We start from the raw sequence: 18,118 nt of genomic DNA on the forward strand, positions 1-18,118 counted from the left end.
AATTTTAAAGAATATATCTCGAAAAGCGGCTTTCACAGTCGCTTTTCTGTTTAGATGGCACAGTTTTCACTAATGTGAACTTGTTTCAAAAATGTATTATATTTGTTTACTTAAAATACCCCAAGAGTGAAGTTTTCTAAAGAGATAAAAGCCGGATTAATCGCTGTTTTAGCGATCATAGGATTCGTAATCCTGTTTCAGTTTATGAAGGGCAAGAGCCTTTTTACCACAGACAATATTTTTTACGCACAGTTTGACAATGTAGAAGGCCTTGAAGCCTCAAATCCCGTTTCTATCAATGGTCTAAAAGTAGGGCAGGTAGATGAGATCATGCCTGTGACGCACAAAGACGGAAGGATTCATTTCGTAGTGAAGGTGACCGTGGATGAAAATTTTAAATTTTCCAAAAAGTCTACGCTGGAGATCTTTGAACCCGGTTTGATGTCCGGAAAACAAATGCGTGTAAATCTGGCTTATGGCGGTCCTGAAGCGAAGGATGGCGATACGTTGAGCGGTGAATTCAAACTTTCAATGATGAACAGTATCTCATCACAAGTCGGTCCCGTAAAAGATCAGCTTCAGGTAGTTCTGAAACGTGTGGATTCGCTTACAAACAACGCAACCCAACTGCTTGATGACCAAAACAGAGCTGAAATCCGTGCGCTGTTGATCAACCTGAACAGAACTGTGGCGTCTTTTGAAAGTACTTCGCGCCAAACCAACGCTTTGTTGGCTAATAATGATCCACGTGTACAGAAAATGCTCGATAATGCAAACCTTGCGACCATCAGTGCACGTACTGCAATCGACAAATATGGCCGCGTTGCCGATGAGGTAGATGTGAAAAAGCTTAATAATACCATCGACAACCTTAGTATTACCGCAGATAAGCTGAATGGTGTTATTTCGGGCATACAAAATGGCGAAGGTTCTCTTGGCAAATTGGCCAAAGATGAAGAACTTTACCGTAATCTCAATGAGTCATCAGCCAACCTGAACAATTTGATATTAGATCTTAAAGCAAACCCGAAACGTTACCTTAATTTTTCGGTTTTCGGTAAAAACAGCTCGCCTAAAGAATAAACGCTCTCAATATGCAGTATATTGACAATATTATATTTTTTATCGCCCTCATCGTAGGTTTCGGACTTTTTTTTAAAAGTTTAAAGGAAATTTACCGCAACATCCTACTCGGAAAAAAGATTGAACGCAGTGACCGGCCGGCAGAACGCTGGGCGATGATGTCGAAAGTTGCACTCGGGCAAAGCAAGATGACCAAGCGGCCCATCGCCGGAATTCTGCATATCATCGTATATGTTGGTTTTGTAATCATCAATCTGGAATTGCTTGAAATCATCATCGACGGAATTTTCGGTACTCACCGTTTTCTCGCAGGAATCATAGGCGATTCTGCTTACTCAGTTTTCACGGCAACACTTGAGGTACTAGCGCTGTTAGTTCTCGTCGCAGTTGTTATTTTTTTTATCCGAAGAAACTTTTTTGGTGTAAAGAGACTCACCATGAAAGAGCTTTTTGGCTGGCCTAAACAGGATGCGAACTGGATACTTATCATTGAATTTACCTTGATGATCGCATTTTTAACGATGAACGCTGCTGACTGGGCGCTTCAGCAAAAAGGTGAATCAGCCGCTCACGGAAATTTTCCCGTTTCTTCAGGTCTGATTGGCAGTTTGATACAGAATTTTGATGCAACCTCACTTGTAATTTTAGAACGTGGCGCCTGGTGGTTTCACTTCCTCGGGATTTTGTTCTTCATGAACTATCTCTATTACTCAAAACACCTTCATATAATATTCGCGTTTCCAAATACGTGGTACGCCAACCTTCAGCCTAAAGGAGAATTCAGCAATTTAGCTTCTGTAACTCAGGAGATTAAACTGATGATGGATCCGAATGCTGATCCTTATGCTGCGCAACCTGACGCTGATCCAAACACAGTTCCGGACAAATTTGGGGCTAATGATATTTTTGATTTGAATCAGGTACAGTTACTCAATGCATATTCATGTACGGAATGTGGGCGGTGCACCGCGGTTTGTCCGGCCAACATTACAGGTAAGAAACTTTCGCCGCGAAAGATCATGATGGATACACGTGACCGTATAGAGGAAGTTGGTAAAAACATCAACAAGAACGGAAAATTCGTCGATGACGGAAAAAAACTGATTGATGATCACATCCAGCGGGAAGAAATTTGGGCTTGTACGACGTGTAATGCATGTGTAGAAGCCTGCCCGGTGCTTATTGATCCGCTTTCAATCATTATAGATTTGCGCAGATATCTTGTGATGGAGCAGTCTGCAGCGCCACAGGAACTGAACCTCATGATGGCCAATATTGAGAACAATGCTGCGCCGTGGCAATATAACCAGGCTGACCGTCTGAATTGGGCACAGGATTAAAATTTAAATTAATAGAAGATTGTGATGGCTTCGGCCTCGCTTCAAATAACTTATTTGAACTGGAAAACGAAATTCAAGTAGCATAACAGATAATGGATTTTACTATAAAAACAATGGCAGAGTACGCTGCCGAAGGCAAATCTCCGGAAGTTCTATTTTGGGTAGGTTGTGCCGGCAGTTTCGATGACCGCGCAAAAAAAATTACACGTGCTTTCTGCAAGCTTTTAAATAAAATCAATGTAGAGTTTGCCGTTTTAGGTCCTGAAGAAGGCTGCACGGGCGACCCTGCAAAACGTGCCGGAAACGAATTTGTTTTCCAGATGATGGCGCTTACCAATATTGAAGTTTTGAATGCCTACGATGTAAAGAAGATTGTGACGGCTTGCCCGCATTGCTTTAACACCATTAAGAACGAATATCCAGGTTTAGGCGGAAATTATGAAGTGATCCATCACACCCAGTTTCTGCGCCAGCTGATGGATGAAGGCCGTTTAAAGATAGAAGGTGGAACCTTTAAAGGAAAGAAAATTACCTTCCATGATCCCTGCTACCTCGGACGTGCAAACGGCGAATATGAAGCGCCGCGTATGCTTTTGGAAAAACTTGATGCGGAGCTGGTAGAGATGAAACGCTGCAAAACCAATGGTCTTTGCTGTGGTGCTGGTGGTGCGCAAATGTTTAAGGAACCGGAAAAAGGTTTTAAAGATATAAATGTCGAAAGAACAGAGGAAGCGCTTTCTGTGCAACCTAATGTAATCGCCACTGGCTGTCCGTTCTGTATGACGATGATGACAGATGGTGTGAAACATCTAGACAACACTTCCGTGCAGGTAAAAGACATTGCGGAACTCTTGGCAGAAGCAGAAGATTTGTAATCTATACATTTTAATTTTACAGGAGAGAATGAAAATAGAAGAGTTAAATTCCGTAGAAACCAGCGATTACCGCGTGATCATATACCCGGCTTCCCGGCCTTTTACGGCGATGGAAAGCAAAGTGATTACCGAAAAACTGTATGATTTTTTGGCCGGATGGGCCGCACACGGCAAGCCGCTATCATCTTCATTTAAGATTGAGAAGAATCAGTTCATCGTGGTGTGTGTAGATGAAGAAGTGGAAGCTGCTTCCGGTTGCTCAATCGATGCGCTAGGTGGCGTGATGCGCGAAATAGATGAGCAGTACAAGCTGGGGTTGTTTGACAGGATGAAGGCCACTTTTGTGGAAAATGGTGAGGTGAAAACAATGAAGTTGCAGGATTTCAGAAATGCATTAAAAATTGGCGAAATTTCGCACGATATAGAGGTTTTTGATTTCTCGAAGAACTCATACCTGGCTTTCCTCAGCGATTTTTTATTGCCGCTGAAGCGAAGTTGGGCTTCAATGTATGTCAGCAAGTAAGTAATCCGAATCTTATTTCTAAATTTATATCCCTTTCTGCTTGCGGGCCGAAAGGGTTTTTAATAAAAAGTTGAAATGCTCAGAATTTTATTTCTCACCACCTCACACCGTTATGATGATGACCGTATTTTTCATCATCAGGCCAAAGAGCTCATAAGACAGGGTAATGAGGTGAAAATCAGCAGCCTGTCATCGGATTTTGAGGGTGAGATTGATGCCGTTTCTGTAAAATCTCAAAATATTTTATCGGCGACAGTTAACGTCAAGAAAGCGTTTTTTCAGGATGTGATCAATGATTTTGAACCTCACTGCATTATCGCGTCAGAGCCGTTGGCGGTTATTGCGGCGAAGGACTACAATAGACGCACAAAGTGCAAAATCCTGTATGATGTTACAGAATGGTATCCCTCAGACCGAATGTTGGCAGTGTATTCAGTTTTTTTGAGGCCACTTCATTACGTGAAGTTTTCTTTGATCCAACTTTATGCCGGTTTCCTCAGTAACGGATTCATTTTTGGCGAAAAATCTAAACGACAGCCGCTTGCCCAGGTTTTTCCATTCAAACCCCAAATTTTGCTTCCTTATTTTCCAGATGAGTCACTCATTTTTGAGTCGGTAAATGAGCTAAATCCTCGAAACATTACACTTTGCTATACCGGCACATTCTCCAAAGACAAAGGCATCGATAATTTCTTCAATGCGGTTAAGTCATTACGTAAGATGCGGCCTGAACATACAATTTCGATATTATTAGTTGGCTCAGCGAGACCTGGCGATGAAGATTATTTTGAAAGACTTAAAACTGAAAGCGCTGTTCACGAATTAAAAATTTTACCACCAACATCCCTTGAAAAATTCACCGAAAGCATCGCCGAGGCCGATATTTGCTTTGATCTTCGTCCGGCAACCCGCGAAAATCACCGGTGCCTGCCGATTAAGATTTTCTACTATGCTGCTGCTGGTAAACCGCTGATATATACGCATTTAAAAGCAATTGGTGAGCATTTGAACATCTCCAAATTTGGTTTTACAGCAGATCCCGAAAACGCTGATGAAGTTGCTGAACGCATTTGTCAATACCTGGATGACCCGAAATTATATCGTAAACATGCTCAAAATGCAGTTTCATACTATAAAAAAGACCTGAACTGGAATAAAATCAGCGGAATATTTGTAAATTTCGTGAAGCAGTTCGCACCTAAATAATGAAATCAAGAAGGATTCTCGAAAGTTTTGCCGCACGCTTCATCATTCTGGGTTTAAATTTCGGGCTGTTGATTTTCACGACAAATTTTTGGGGCACAGAAGGCAAGGGCACCATTTCACTTGTGATTGCAGACCTCGCGATCATCGGTTTTTTCAGTAATATCTTTACAGGTAGCAGCGTCTCCTATTATTCATCAAAATTTCAGGCCGAGCAGGTGGTATCGCGTGCTTACATCTGGTCGCTAATCTCCGGAGTCATTTTTCCTGTCCTGCTTTCGTGGCTGCACCCGATGGATCATTTAGCATATCTCATCGGACTTTCAGTGAGTTTTTCGCTGCTTACCACCAACATCAATCTCTTTATCGGCAGGCAGCAGATTGGGATGTTCAATCTCTTTTCGGTACTTCAGCAGGCGATTCACCTCGCGGTTATGCTGGCGCTGATTTATATTTTCAATGTGCGTTCAGTCGAAGTTTATTTCGTGGCACTTATTGTCTGTTACATCATACTTTATGTGGCGAGTTCGGTGCTGCTACTGCGCGGATTTAAAATTTTTAATATTTCCTGGTCCAAAAATATCTTCAGAAACCTGTTCGATTACGGGTGGAAATCGCAGCTCAGCGCCTTCCTGCAATTTTTGAATAACCGCGCCTCCTTTTATTTCCTCGAATATTTCCGCGGCATCTCAAGCGTCGGTATTTTTTCGGTAGGTGTGGCTTTTTCTGAAGCAATCTGGACGGTGAGTAAAAGTCTTTCCGTGATTCTTTATTCTGATTTGGTCGCCAAAGACGGATCCGCAGATGCGATTATCAAAACCAAGATATCACTCCGGGTGAGTTTCATGGTGAGTTTACTGTTTCTGATCATCATCCTGCTGATTCCCGCGGATTGGTATGCTGCTATATTAGGGGCAGATTTTGTTCAGACCAAAATCATCATCTTACTTTTGGCGCCGGGCATCCTGGCCATTGCGGTGTCAAATATCGTCGGGCATTATTTTGCAGGAATTAACAGTCTCCGGATTCTCAATATTAAATCTGCTATTGGTTTGATTTTCACCCTGGTTACTTCTTGGCTTGTCATCCCGAAATGGGGCTTGTTGGGTGCATGTGTCGTTACTACACTTTCGTACCTTCTGTCCTCGATGGTGCTTTTTTACCGTTTTTATGAAATCACTGAATTCCGGATGAGCGATTTTATACTTTCCAAAAGCGAACTCACTGTTCTAATTACAAAAATAAGAGGAAAAGCGTCGTAAGCCTTCATTTTCAACAATGCACCAGAAATTCTATCTTTGCTTAAATGAAAAACGCACTATTTACAGCGCTTCTTATCGCACTTTTCTTTACCGCATGCCGCAGTGACGAGGAGCAGATTCAAAGGATAGACCAGGTGATCCAGCTCTACATCGATTCCGCGGGCACAGATCTGCTGAATCAGAACGTGGAAGGACATTATTCAAATATCAGGATGAATGATGTCTATGGCCTCACAGATAATGCGCCTGTAAATTTCACTTTAAAGAAAGACGCAGACACGCTGAATTATATTGAGTACATTGCCGGCGCGCGTCGTATTTTAATAGATTCTACCACAAATCAAAAGGTTTACGAATCGAAAATAGCTATGCTTTTGACAAAACAGTTATCAGACAGCACTGATACCATAGTGAACGATACACTTTCTTTGCGGTACAGGTCTGCGCCGGATATTTTTGAAATCAGCGAAGTTTATTACAACAACATTTTAAAATTCAGAAAAACCGATGCCGGGCCTAATCTGGTGAGGGTTTCCAAATGATTAGCTTAAAAAAGTTAGCCTAAAAAGCTTAAATTTGTATTTTCTGAGCAGCTGTCAAGCCTAAGTCTATCTTAATAAAAATTTCACCGTTAAATGTTACAGGTCAATATCTTGCGCGAGGAGCGCGAACGTGTTTTAGAAGGTTTAAATAAAAGAAATTTCCGCCAGTTAAACCTGGTTGATGAAGCGATTGCAACCGACGATGAGCGTAGAAGCCTACAGTCTGAGCTTGAACTGAACCAGACCGAAATGAATAAGATTTCGAAAGAAATTGGGATGTTGATGAAGGAAGGCAAAAAAGATGAAGCTGAAAACGCTAAAGCACGGACCGCAACCTTTAAAGATAATGCGCAGACGCTGCAGCAAAGTTTGAAAGACGCAGAAAACAGGTTGCTCGATATTCTGTATCAAATCCCAAACATACCTTACAGCAAAGTGGTAGCCGGAACCTCCGCTGATGATAACGAGATCGTTTATCAGTCGCATGATGTGGAAGGATTGGGCGAAGGCGCTGTACCGCACTGGGAACTTGCCAAAAAATACAATCTGATTGATTTTGAGCTGGGTGTAAAGATCGCCGGTGCAGGTTTTCCTGTATATTTCGGCAAAGGCGCACGGTTGCAGCGTTCATTAGTCCAATATTTTCTCGATAAAAATACAGAGGCAGGTTATCTGGAAGTGAATCCGCCACACGTGGTGAACGAAGCCTCGGGCTACGGAACCGGACAGTTGCCGGATAAAGAAGGCCAGATGTATTTTGCGAATGAGGACAATCTGTATTTAATTCCGACCGCAGAAGTGCCAGTAACGAATCTTTACCGCGATACTTTGCTTGATGAGAAAGACTTGCCGGTCAAAAACACCGCCTTTTCACAGTGCTACCGCCGAGAAGCGGGAAGTTACGGCGCACATGTTCGTGGACTAAATAGGCTGCACCAGTTCGAAAAAGTGGAAATTGTGCGTCTGGAAAAGCCGGAGAACTCTTACGCAGCACTGGAGGAAATGGTAGAACATGTAAAATCGCTGTTGACAGACCTTGAGCTTCCTTTCAGGATTTTGAGGCTTTGTGGCGGCGATATGGGCTTCACGTCTTCGATGACATACGATTTTGAAGTATGGAGCGCAGCACAGGAAAAATGGCTTGAGGTTTCGTCTGTATCAAATTTTGAAACCTTCCAGGCTAACCGCTTGAAATGCCGCTACAGAACCGACGGCAAAACGCAACTCGTGCATACACTGAACGGTTCGGCGCTTGCATTGCCACGAATCATGGCTGCGCTTCTTGAAAACAATCAGACTGAGAACGGAATCAGAATTCCGGCGAGAATAGCGGAGTACACAAAGTTTGACCTGATCAATTAAAATCCAGAGTAAAAAAAGCCACCTCATACAGGTGGCTTTTTTGTTATTGTGTAGTTATTATGATCTTGCGGTCTTTGTTGGTGAGCGCTTTTCCGTTATCGAGAAGGTCACTGGTCCGGACATTAATCTTAATCGTTTTCGCGTCAATTTGTTTCACAAAATCATGTTTTCCGGAGATTGAAGTGATTGGCTTTTGAAATTTCATCGTGCTGGTAAAGTTCATGTTGAACATTTTCATCATTCCAAGCATTCCCTGAGCCATTTGTTTGCCATACACTTCCAGAGAGTCGCTTTTGGTTTTCGGTGCTGCAGTTTTATCCTGAGCAGTCGTTTTGCTCATTTGGCTTAAAAACTCCGTTGTATTAAACTTATCAGTATCTATCGTCAATGTTTTCCCGTCCCAATTGGCAATGTTTTGCAACGGCAAACTCTTAAGTTGTTTGTTCTGGGCGAATAAGCTCGCAATCTCGGCTGGCAAAAGTTTGTCATACTTTAATGAAAGCCCGTAAATTTGGCCTTTGTCCTTATTTATTTTTAAAAACATTTTCTGCAGGACCTTAGCGGAATCTTTGTTGACGGTTATCAATTCATCTTTCTGGATGTCGTAAAGACTTTTCCACTCGGTCGAAAGGTTTTTCAAAGTCTTCGAATCGGCTAAATTTCCACTTCCAGCGTTCATTGCACTCAGCATGCCGAGTGCACTTTGATCCATCAATATGTTAGATTCCATGCTGGTTGCAGCATCTTTGAAGTAGGTGGTTTCGCTATTTACGGAGCACGATTGCACTAAAAATGCGCCGGCGGCAATCAGCCATATTTTCATTTTCGTCATCTTAAACACAATTTTCATGTTTAGATTCAAAAGCTGTACCTAAGTTAGTCCTAGTGATTTTAACAGGCCGAAATAATGGTGAGAACCGAAGACAGTGGGAAACAATTAAGGTATTTTTGAGAAGGAAACATTCACCAAATTAATGACATGTCTCGTGGTTTCCGTTGTGATGGGCATCAGAATCATTGTGATGAATCTGCAGTGCTTCTTTTTTCGGGGAAATGTATGGAATTCCGATTTCGAGACCGCGAACGATAAACAGTCCGCCTAAAATGAACATCATGACCGGAATAAACTTTAGAATTTTAATACGGAACGCAGCAGTCATCAGATTTCCCGCCAATACGACAGCAAACATAAATGGCAGCGTGCCGAGTCCAAATGTGGCCATGAACGCTGCGCTTTGCCAAATGCCGCCTGACGCGAGACTAGCGGTAAGTGCCATATACACCATTCCACAGGGGAGAAAACCGTTTAAGATTCCGGTTGTGAATCTGGAGCGATAATCTGCTTTTTGGAGTAATGAACCCAGATTTTTTTTGATTTTAAATAAGAAAGAAGAAAAAAACGGAATTTTTGAAGCGAAGTCTTTTCCTCCAAATGAAAACAGCGCCATGATGATCAGAATCACGCCAACCGTAACGGTAAGATATTGCTGGAAACCGGCCATCGCGAAACTTTGTCCTACAATCCCGAGGACGGCGCCCAAAAAGGCGTATGTAGTGATTCGGCCAAACTGATATGTAAGGTTTTGCAGGTAATAATTTGTTGCCTGTTTTTTTGTAAGACCCAAGGACAGCGCAATGGGTCCGCACATACCGATACAGTGGAAGCCGGACGCAAATCCAAGCGCGATTGCCGCGAAGAGCATTGTCAGTTCCATACCACGTCGTAATCTACCTGATAAGGTTTTTTATTCTGTTGCCATTTAAGTTTTAGAGTGTAGGATCCGGCAACGATGACTTTGCTCGGAATTGTAAACTTTTTCTGGCTGTTGAGTTCTATTTTTTTGTGTACGTCAAGATTCGAATCATCGGTACGGAAGAGGTCAAAATCTACTTCCTGGTTATCTGGAACAGTTCCGCTTGGGAAGGTAATTGTGATACCCGCCGGTGTCTGGCTGAATGACGGTTTGTCCGCCAGTTCATCCGCATTAGTTTTAGCATCGATGACATCCTGATAGGTGAGTTCGTCCTGGTAGTAATTATCTGAAATGAGTTCGGAATTTTTCATTCCGTGTGAGAAGACAAATATCAGAAACAGGATAAAAGCTATGAATGAGCCCAGGGCCAGCACTACGCCGTGTCCCCAGCTGAATTTTTTGAACATGATTTTTATTAAAATTGTAATGTGAACGGACCTTCAAAATAGGTGTCGAATGAATCTAAAAGTTCGCCTTTCTGATCATAAACGCCTATCGTGACATTTTGTTTTGAAAACTTAATCTCTTTCTCCGGGAAACTGATATTTACAGTTCCTTTGGTCATTTGGTCGCGCTTGAGTAATATTTTATTGTCTGAACTCAGTGTGATGGTTCCATGTGCCGGCTCTATGACTTTAATGGTTACAAGTTGGTCCTGGTTTGATTTATTAAGGAAAGTATAATTATAGATATTCGTGATCTTTCCCTCCCGTACAAAGTAGGTAGAACCTGCTGGTTTAATGAATTTCGCTTCCATACTTCCGCGGTTTGTAAGAAGAAATCCTAAAAAACCGACGAGCAAAACGAGCACTGCAGTGTATGCTTTCATCTTGCCGGTATATTTAAAAGATTCTTCTTTTTCTATTTCATCTTCTGTAGCGTATCGGATAAGACCTAATGGCAACCCGACTTTCAGCATCACTTCATCACAGGCATCGATACATGCTGTACAGTTTACGCATTCAAGCTGCTGTCCGTCGCGGATATCGATTCCTGTCGGGCAAACAACCACGCATTGGTTGCAGTCAATACAATCACCTTTTCCTTCTGCGCGGCGGTCTTCTCCCTTGCGCCATTTCGAGCGGTTTTCGCCACGCTTAAAATCGTAATAGACGTTGATTGTCTGTTTATCGATTAACACACCCTGCAGTCTGCCATAAGGACAAACTAGCGTACAAACTTGTTCCCGGAACCATGCAAAAGTGAAATAAAATGCCGCGGTAAACAGGATCATCACAAGAAAACTTGTAAAGTTGTTCATCGGGCCCTGTTTCACCATTTCGAATACTTCCTGATAACCCACGATGTACATGAACATCCAGTGGGTGATTATAAGGGAAATAATGATGAATATTGACCATTTCAGAGACCGCTTCCAGATTTTTTCAGCGTCCCATTCCTGTCTGTCCAGTTTCATCTGCTTGTTTCTGTCACCTTCTATCAGATAATCGATCTTACGGAAGATCATCTCAAGAAAAATAGTTTGTGGGCAGATCCAACCGCAGAATATACGGCCGAAAACTACGGTGAAAAGAATGATAAAAACAATTGAAGTAATGGCTCCAAGTGCCAGTATGAAGAAATCCTGAAGGTAGAATGGTTGTCCGCCGATAAAGAACTGCCGCTCGACAAAATTGAGCATCAGGAACGGATTGCCGTTAATGGTGATGAATGGCAGTGCGAAGAATATGGCTAAAAGGAACCACGCAACCAGCGTTCTGTAATTGGTATACCTGCCTCTCGGTTTGCGCGGAAAGACCCATTTGCGCTTTCCTGACTGATCCATAGTTCCCACAGAATCGCGGAAGGTTTCTGCTTCCACAACCTGGTTCTGACCTCCTTTTATAAACTGATCATCCGACATGTTACAAACTCATTTTTTTTAAAAACAAAAAACATAATCCGCTATTTTTTGATTTGAATAACGCATTATGTTTATGATTATATTATATGGGAAAATTCGCTATTTTTCCCAGGCTGCAGGTGTTCCCTGCGGTGCCGCTCCGCCGTTGGCAGGCGTTACCGGAGGTTGCTCCTGATTTATATGATAAACATAAGCTGCTACATTCTGGATATCGAACCCAGAAAGTACGTTGTTCTTTCCGAAAGCCTGCATGGTAGGGTTATTCTGGCTTCCGTTTTCAACCATGTGGAAAACGTTTTTAAATAAAGTTTTCTCCGGCTGGTTGATCCATGCATTATCGGTAAGGTTTGGCCCGATTCCACCGCGTCCGCCATCACCGTGACATGTAACACAGTTTGTTTTGAAAACTTCTTCGCCTGCCGCGATGTTATCAGGGCTGTAGACTGCGTTTTCAATAGTTGGGGGAGGCGTGTTGGCCATGTACTCAGCAATGCTTGCCGTTTGTGCCGCATATTCTTCGTCATATTCAGCCATTTGGTGACCAAAATCGGTAAATGAATACGCAACCAAATACACGATACAATATGCAACACCGAAGTAGAACAGGCCTAGCCACCATTTTGGCAACTGGTTATCGAGCTCCATGATACCATCGAAACCGTGGTCGATTAGAATATCTTTTTCCTCGCTTGCCGACTGTTTCTTGAAAGCACTTTCGTAAAGTGCTTTGAAATAAGGAACTTTTTTAGCTTCCAGATATTCAGCTTTTTCCTGATCAGTTAGTCTTTTAAACTTAACATTCTCTACCAAATCTCCAATAGCGTGCTGAATCATCGCGATGATACTCACAATCACTACCGTGCCCCAAAAATAGGCTGACAGTAAAAATGATGAGTTCTGGATAAACATATAGCAGGCCAGCATAAGCAGTGCTACTATAACAAGAATGGTTACGAATACCGGCGTTCTCTGTTTCATGGGTATTTCTTTAAAAATTAAAAGTTTTTGTCTTCGTTGTCATCGTCCAGGGGTGCGCTGGCCTCCTCATCGTAATATTTCTTCGGTCTCGAAAACACATAATATGTAATTCCCAGAAATAAAAGCAGGAACAATATTAGCGCCAATGTTTGGTACAGGCCCGTATTTTCGGAGTTTGAAAGAATGTCTTTTACATTTTGAGGAATCATTGCTTTGCCTTTTTTAAATGTGAAGATCTATTTCGTGCTCGCAGTTTTGATTTCGGTTGTCTTGATATCTGTTCCCAGCCTTTGCAGGTAAGCAATCAGCGCAACGATCTCTTTCTTCTCAAGTGGAGTGAAATCTGCACCTTCAGCTGCTTTTTTATCTTCATAGGCCTTTTTCACGTCAGCTGCTTCTGCGTAAATCTGACCTACGATCAACGATGCTTGGTTATCCGCCCAGGTATCAGCCGAATCAATCTGTGCCTGCGTATACGGTACATCGAAACTGTTTTTCATAAGTTTAATCTTATCTACCATTTTACTGCGGTCCAAATCATTTGAGATCAACCATGGATATCTAGGCATAATAGAACCTGCGGAAGTTACCCTAGGGTTAAGCATGTGTCTGTAGTGCCATGAGCTTGGGTTTTTCCCACCCTGTCTGTGAAGATCCGGACCGGTTCTTTTCGATCCCCAAAGGAAAGGTCTGTCATAAACAAACTCTCCAGCTTTGGAATACTGTCCGTTTTTACCGTTAAATCTTACAACTTCGTCACGGAATGGTCTGATCATCTGCGTGTGACAGGCGTTACAGCCTTCACGGATATAAAGGTCGCGGCCTTCAAGCTCCAGCGGAGTGTATGGTTTCACTGCCGAAATCGTCGGTACGTTGTCTTTTATCGCTAAAGTAGGAACAATTTCAATGAAACCACCGATTGCTACTGCTACAAAGGATAGTACAGTCAATAGAACCGGAGTCCTTTCCAGCCAAAGGTGATAGCCTTCGCCTTCTTTTCTTTTCTTACTGATATTTCCAAGTGCAGGTGCTTCTGCCGGAACTTCTTTTTGGAATGAGCCCTGACGTACTGTTGCAACTACGTTGATCGCCATTAAAATAGCTCCGGAGATGTAAAGCAATCCGCCTACAAATCTCATCTGGTAGTATGGAATGATCGCCGTTACCGTATCAAGGAAGTTTTTGTAAACCAAAGTCCCGTCCGGATTAAACTGTTTCCACATCAATCCTTGTGTGAAACCGGCGATGTAAAGTGGCACGGCGTAGAAAATGATACCTAAAGTTCCCAGCCAGAAGTGCCAGTTGGCTAATTTAACAGACCATAGCTTAGTTCTCCACATTATTGGAAGAAGGTAATAGATCATACCAAAAGTCATGAATCCGTTCCAGCCAAGTGCACCAATATGTACGTGACCGATTACCCAGTCTGTAAAGTGCCCGATTTTATTTAATGTCTTAGTCGCTAAAAGTGGTCCTTCGAAAGTAGCCATACCGTAGCAGGTAATCGCCACAACGAAGAATTTCAACACTGGATTTTCACGAACCTTGTCCCAGGCGCCACGAAGTGTAAGAAGACCGTTCAGCATACCACCCCAAGACGGTGCGATAAGCATGATGGAGAAACCTGTTCCCAAAGCCTGCGCCCAACCTGGAATTGCCGTATACTGAAGGTGGTGAGGACCCGCCCAGATGTACACGAAAATAAGTGACCAGAAGTGAATAATTGATAATTTGTATGAGAAAACCGGACGGTTTGCAGCTTTCGGTAAGAAATAATACATCAAACCGAGGATTGGCGTCGTAAGTACGAATGCTACCGCATTGTGGCCATACCACCACTGTACCAACGCATCTTTTACACCGGCGTAAGCCGAATAAGATTTCCAGCCTGCAAATGAAAGCGGAACTTCAAGGTTATTGAAGATATGAAGCATCGCAATTGCAACCCAGGTGCCAAGATAGAACCAGATGGCAACGTATAAGTGGCGAACCCTTCTTTTGATGATGGTTCCAAACATATTTATACCAAAGATCACCCAAATCACGGTAATCAGGATATCGATTGGCCACTCGTGTTCTGCATATTCTTTTGAGGTGTTGATACCCATAAGGAAAGTAATCACTACCGAAACGATCATCAGCTGCCATCCCCAGAAGTGAATCCACGAAAGCGTGTCACTGTACATGCGGGTTTTAAGCAATCTTTGGATTGAATAATAGGCACCAGCAAAAAAACCGTTACAGACAAATGCGAAGATTACCGCACTGGTATGCAGCATACGGATTCGGCCAAAACCAAATGCACCCTGAGAGTTGATCAAACCCTGCAGATTTCCGCTCTGTAAACTTTTAATCGTGGTGTCATCGGTTCCAAAGATAAATTCAGGTAGTTCCGGATAGAACAGCATCAGCGCAGCAATAAGGCCTAGAAGAAATCCTACGAGACCGAACACAACGGTCGCGTAAAGGAACGCCCGCACAATATTGTTGTCGTAACTAAACTTTTGTGTTTCCATATTATTATTCACTTATTTCGTCTGTTTTTTTGTTTTTTTGCTCAGTTTCATTTGAGGTTTCGGGCTCATTTTTCACGACTTCATTATCGAGCAAAATGCGCACTGCGGGCGATTCGTCATCTTCGAACTGTCCCTTTCTTGCACTTACAATAAAGATGATTAAGAAAATCACAGCTACTGAAACGCTGCAGAGAATCATCAAATATAAAATATCCATATTCCAGTGCAAATTTAGCGAAAAACCGCTTCAAAATTACTCAAAATTTATGATAATATTATAATATAACCGGTCGCCTATTTAACATAAAATTACCTCGTCGGTTCTGTTTTAACTTAAGTTGTTGATTAATACATTTTTAAATAAATATCCCTGCATTTTTGCCTTCTAATCTGTTTTCAGTCTAAAATACTTCAGGCTCCTCCACCACGTACTTGCAGACGTGAAAGCTACTACACTTATCGAACTGATGGGCATGATGATTGCCGCGAAAAGAGGTGACATGTGGCCGGTGACCGAAAAAGAAAGCCCGATGATGTTGTAGAAGAAACTGATCCCAAACGTAATCTTCACAATCGTCATCGCATCTTTAGTGAAGTTTAGATAATCGTGGAGAGCCGGCAGTTTTACTCCCGCCATGATGACATCTGAGGAAGGAGTGAAAGCGTGCGTGTCATCGGCCACCGCAATTCCTACATCGCTCTGTTTCAGCGCTCCGGCATCGTTCAGGCCGTCGCCTACCATCGCCACTTTTTCGCCGCGGTTTTGTAATGCCTGTATGTACATCAACTTATCCTCCGGACTTTGATTAAATGCCATTCCAGCTGCATTTGGAATGATCTCAGCAAGTGATTTTTCCTCCGATGAATTGTCACCGCTTAGGATATGCACAGCGTATGTTTTCAGCTTAGTAAAAAGATGTGCTAAATTCGGTCTGTATTCGTTTTTGAAGACATATTTTGCCAGTAACTGATCATTTTTACTGATATACACCGCAGTTTCGAGATTTTTCGACTTTACACCCACGAGCTTCGCAGAACCAATCCTGTAATGGCGTCCGCGTACATCCGCTTCATAGCCTTTACCCGCAGTTTCGATGAAATTCGTCACCGGAAAATGGTCGTCATTGGCCGGAAGAAAGTCATACAAAGCTTTCGAAAGCGGATGATTGGAGTTGTTCAGGAGTGTTTTGATGTTTTTAAGGTCAAATTCTTCGAGTTCAGCACCTTCAAGTGCGATATTTGCTTTGTTGCTGAATGTGATTGTCCCGGTTTTATCGAACACCAGCGACGTGGTTTTTGCCAGTTTTTCAATCGTAAGCGTGTCTTTGACGTAGAATTTATTCCGGCCCAGAATCCGCATCACGTGACCGAAGGTAAAAGGTGCCGAAAGTGCCAGCGCACACGGACACGCAATGATCAGGATGGCGGCCACTACCTGGAACATTTTCTCAAAATCAACCTGCGCCCAGTAAATTCCGGCAATCAGTGTAATCCCTAAGATGATGAAAGTGAAATATTTGGAGATTTTATTCGTCAGCGTATCAAGGCCGGTCTCGTGTTTTTTAAATGCTTCTTTGTTCCAAAGCTGCGTAAGGTAACTCTGGTTTACGGTTTTTATGACTTCAAGCTCAAGCGCGGAACCCACCTGCTTGCCACCCGCAAAGATCTTATCGCCCGGTTTTTTAGGCACCGAAGCACTTTCGCCGGTAATAAAACTGTTGTCGATATTGCCCTCACCGCTGATCAGAATGGCATCTACCGGAATTATTTCCTGGTTGCGGACCAAAATTCGGTGACCTATTTCCAGTTCGGACAGCAAAATGTTTTCGTGCTGACCATTAAAATCAACTTTGGTTACGGCGATAGGATAGAAGGATTTGTAATCGCGGTCATAAGAAAGCGCGCCGTACGTCCGCTGTTGAAAAAGTTTACCCAAAAGCATGAAGAAAAGTAGTCCGCAAAGCGTATCAAAATAGCCAGGGCCATAATCTGTAAGTATCTCGTAAATGCTTCGGCCATAAAGCATAATGATTCCTAAAACGATCGGAACGTCGATGTTTACGACTTTGTTTTTCAGGCCATACCAGGCTGATTTAAAGTAACCTGATGCGGAGTAGAAAACAACCGGTGTGGCGAGCGAGAAAGTGATAAACCTGAACAGATGTTTGTATTTTTCCATCCAGAAGTCGGTGGTCCCCATTATCTGTTCGGCATATTCAGGATAGCTGAAGAACATTCCGTTTCCGAAGGCAAAACCTGCCACAGCGAGTTTTAAAATCAATGAACGGTCGTATTTCTCTTCTTTCCTTTCGGCAGATTCTAGCGTGATAACCGGTTTATAGCCAAGATTGGTAAGGAACTTTGCAAGTTCGCTAAGCGGTAAAGCATTAGCATTGAATGAGATCTGAACGGTCTTGCGCGTAAAGTTGACCTGAGAATATTTGATGTTTTTGTTCAGTGTATGAAGGCTTTCGAGAAGCCAGATACAGCTGGAACAGTGGATTACCGGGATCTTGAAATTGACTATCGTAGTGTCACCCTCCGAAAAATCTGTGATTCTGTCGAAAATTTCGGCGGTGTCGAGGTAATCAAACTGGGAATTTTGCGACTCGTCCGGCCGTATGCCCGATTGTCTGTTCAGTTCGTAGAAATCGCCTAAGTCATTTAGATTTAATATTTCATAGACAGATTTGCAGCCCGCACAGCAGAACTCTTTATCGTCAAATGCAATACGCTCTTTCACGATACTTTGGCCGCAGTGGAAACAGTTTTCAGACATTATAAGGGCAAAAAAGGAATGCAAACTTATGACAATT

Annotated in this window: 17 protein-coding genes; 8 read left to right on the forward strand and 9 right to left on the reverse strand. The window is 42.7% G+C overall.

Annotation, left to right across the window (positions count from 1 at the left end):
* Nucleotides 1-126: 126 nt before the first annotated feature.
* The 8 genes from QEP06_RS07755 (at nucleotide 127) to serS (ending at nucleotide 8,190) form a co-directional block, all read left to right on the forward strand.
* Nucleotides 127-1,083, forward strand: a complete 957-nt coding sequence (locus QEP06_RS07755) for an MlaD family protein (RefSeq protein ID WP_285269765.1) — start codon at nucleotides 127-129, stop codon at nucleotides 1,081-1,083.
* Between the two features lie 11 nt (nucleotides 1,084-1,094).
* Complete coding sequence (locus QEP06_RS07760) at nucleotides 1,095-2,423, forward strand: 4Fe-4S dicluster domain-containing protein (protein ID WP_285269766.1); 1,329 nt, start codon at nucleotides 1,095-1,097, stop codon at nucleotides 2,421-2,423.
* Nucleotides 2,424-2,515: 92 nt separating this feature from the next.
* Nucleotides 2,516-3,298, forward strand: coding sequence for a (Fe-S)-binding protein (locus QEP06_RS07765; protein WP_285269767.1), 783 nt, complete (start codon nucleotides 2,516-2,518; stop codon nucleotides 3,296-3,298).
* Between the two features lie 28 nt (nucleotides 3,299-3,326).
* Entirely contained in the window at nucleotides 3,327-3,821 is a 495-nt protein-coding gene (locus QEP06_RS07770; RefSeq protein ID WP_251832424.1) for a hypothetical protein, read from the forward strand.
* A gap of 75 nt (nucleotides 3,822-3,896) precedes the next feature.
* Entirely contained in the window at nucleotides 3,897-5,027 is a 1,131-nt protein-coding gene (locus QEP06_RS07775; protein ID WP_285269768.1) for a glycosyltransferase, read from the forward strand.
* Entirely contained in the window at nucleotides 5,027-6,286 is a 1,260-nt protein-coding gene (locus tag QEP06_RS07780; protein ID WP_285269769.1) for an MATE family efflux transporter, read from the forward strand. The genes QEP06_RS07775 and QEP06_RS07780 overlap by 1 nt, the downstream gene beginning before the upstream one ends.
* A gap of 44 nt (nucleotides 6,287-6,330) precedes the next feature.
* A complete protein-coding gene (locus tag QEP06_RS07785; protein ID WP_285269770.1) occupies nucleotides 6,331-6,828 on the forward strand; it encodes a hypothetical protein in 498 nt (165 codons plus the stop codon).
* A gap of 93 nt (nucleotides 6,829-6,921) precedes the next feature.
* Nucleotides 6,922-8,190: a serine--tRNA ligase gene (gene serS, locus QEP06_RS07790; protein ID WP_251832420.1), complete on the forward strand. Its 1,269-nt coding sequence runs from the start codon at nucleotides 6,922-6,924 to the stop codon at nucleotides 8,188-8,190.
* A 43-nt stretch (nucleotides 8,191-8,233) separates the two neighbouring features.
* Here serS and QEP06_RS07795 read toward each other — a convergent pair whose 3' ends face one another.
* The 9 genes from QEP06_RS07795 to QEP06_RS07835 all read right to left on the reverse strand — a co-directional run bounded on the left by QEP06_RS07795 (nucleotide 8,234) and on the right by QEP06_RS07835 (nucleotide 18,081).
* A complete protein-coding gene (locus tag QEP06_RS07795; RefSeq protein ID WP_285269771.1) occupies nucleotides 8,234-9,022 on the reverse strand; it encodes a hypothetical protein in 789 nt (262 codons plus the stop codon).
* A gap of 139 nt (nucleotides 9,023-9,161) precedes the next feature.
* A complete protein-coding gene (locus tag QEP06_RS07800; protein WP_285269772.1) occupies nucleotides 9,162-9,905 on the reverse strand; it encodes a sulfite exporter TauE/SafE family protein in 744 nt (247 codons plus the stop codon).
* Nucleotides 9,896-10,351 (reverse strand): FixH family protein, encoded by a 456-nt coding sequence (locus QEP06_RS07805; RefSeq protein ID WP_251832417.1) that lies wholly within the window; start codon nucleotides 10,349-10,351, stop codon nucleotides 9,896-9,898. The genes QEP06_RS07800 and QEP06_RS07805 overlap by 10 nt, the downstream gene beginning before the upstream one ends.
* An 8-nt stretch (nucleotides 10,352-10,359) precedes the next feature.
* Nucleotides 10,360-11,808, reverse strand: coding sequence for a cytochrome c oxidase accessory protein CcoG (ccoG, locus tag QEP06_RS07810; protein WP_285269773.1), 1,449 nt, complete (start codon nucleotides 11,806-11,808; stop codon nucleotides 10,360-10,362).
* Nucleotides 11,809-11,907: 99 nt separating this feature from the next.
* Entirely contained in the window at nucleotides 11,908-12,786 is an 879-nt protein-coding gene (locus QEP06_RS07815) for a cbb3-type cytochrome c oxidase N-terminal domain-containing protein (RefSeq protein WP_251832415.1), read from the reverse strand.
* Between the two features lie 17 nt (nucleotides 12,787-12,803).
* A complete protein-coding gene (locus tag QEP06_RS07820; protein ID WP_251832414.1) occupies nucleotides 12,804-12,995 on the reverse strand; it encodes a CcoQ/FixQ family Cbb3-type cytochrome c oxidase assembly chaperone in 192 nt (63 codons plus the stop codon).
* A 27-nt stretch (nucleotides 12,996-13,022) separates the two neighbouring features.
* Nucleotides 13,023-15,302 (reverse strand): cytochrome-c oxidase, cbb3-type subunit I, encoded by a 2,280-nt coding sequence (gene ccoN, locus QEP06_RS07825; protein ID WP_251832413.1) that lies wholly within the window; start codon nucleotides 15,300-15,302, stop codon nucleotides 13,023-13,025.
* A 4-nt stretch (nucleotides 15,303-15,306) separates the two neighbouring features.
* A complete protein-coding gene (ccoS, locus tag QEP06_RS07830; RefSeq protein ID WP_251832412.1) occupies nucleotides 15,307-15,519 on the reverse strand; it encodes a cbb3-type cytochrome oxidase assembly protein CcoS in 213 nt (70 codons plus the stop codon).
* A 168-nt stretch (nucleotides 15,520-15,687) separates the two neighbouring features.
* Nucleotides 15,688-18,081, reverse strand: coding sequence for a heavy metal translocating P-type ATPase (locus QEP06_RS07835; RefSeq protein WP_285269774.1), 2,394 nt, complete (start codon nucleotides 18,079-18,081; stop codon nucleotides 15,688-15,690).
* Between the last annotated feature and the right edge of the window lie 37 nt (nucleotides 18,082-18,118).

Origin of the sequence: Kaistella rhinocerotis (assembly GCF_030243905.1) — a bacterium.
Lineage (GTDB): Bacteria > Bacteroidota > Bacteroidia > Flavobacteriales > Weeksellaceae > Kaistella > Kaistella rhinocerotis.

Coding starts and splice junctions, on each gene's coding strand:
- QEP06_RS07760 (WP_285269766.1), top strand. CDS start 1,095: ATGCAGTATATTGACAATATTATATTTTTTATCGCCCTCATCGTAGGT.
- QEP06_RS07765 (WP_285269767.1), top strand. CDS start 2,516: ATGGATTTTACTATAAAAACAATGGCAGAGTACGCTGCCGAAGGCAAA.
- QEP06_RS07770 (WP_251832424.1), top strand. CDS start 3,327: ATGAAAATAGAAGAGTTAAATTCCGTAGAAACCAGCGATTACCGCGTG.
- QEP06_RS07775 (WP_285269768.1), top strand. CDS start 3,897: ATGCTCAGAATTTTATTTCTCACCACCTCACACCGTTATGATGATGAC.
- QEP06_RS07780 (WP_285269769.1), top strand. CDS start 5,027: ATGAAATCAAGAAGGATTCTCGAAAGTTTTGCCGCACGCTTCATCATT.
- QEP06_RS07785 (WP_285269770.1), top strand. CDS start 6,331: ATGAAAAACGCACTATTTACAGCGCTTCTTATCGCACTTTTCTTTACC.
- serS (WP_251832420.1), top strand. CDS start 6,922: ATGTTACAGGTCAATATCTTGCGCGAGGAGCGCGAACGTGTTTTAGAA.
- QEP06_RS07795 (WP_285269771.1), bottom strand. CDS start 9,022: ATGACGAAAATGAAAATATGGCTGATTGCCGCCGGCGCATTTTTAGTG.
- QEP06_RS07800 (WP_285269772.1), bottom strand. CDS start 9,905: ATGGAACTGACAATGCTCTTCGCGGCAATCGCGCTTGGATTTGCGTCC.
- QEP06_RS07805 (WP_251832417.1), bottom strand. CDS start 10,351: ATGTTCAAAAAATTCAGCTGGGGACACGGCGTAGTGCTGGCCCTGGGC.
- ccoG (WP_285269773.1), bottom strand. CDS start 11,808: ATGTCGGATGATCAGTTTATAAAAGGAGGTCAGAACCAGGTTGTGGAA.
- QEP06_RS07815 (WP_251832415.1), bottom strand. CDS start 12,786: ATGAAACAGAGAACGCCGGTATTCGTAACCATTCTTGTTATAGTAGCA.
- QEP06_RS07820 (WP_251832414.1), bottom strand. CDS start 12,995: ATGATTCCTCAAAATGTAAAAGACATTCTTTCAAACTCCGAAAATACG.
- ccoN (WP_251832413.1), bottom strand. CDS start 15,302: ATGGAAACACAAAAGTTTAGTTACGACAACAATATTGTGCGGGCGTTC.
- ccoS (WP_251832412.1), bottom strand. CDS start 15,519: ATGGATATTTTATATTTGATGATTCTCTGCAGCGTTTCAGTAGCTGTG.
- QEP06_RS07835 (WP_285269774.1), bottom strand. CDS start 18,081: ATGTCTGAAAACTGTTTCCACTGCGGCCAAAGTATCGTGAAAGAGCGT.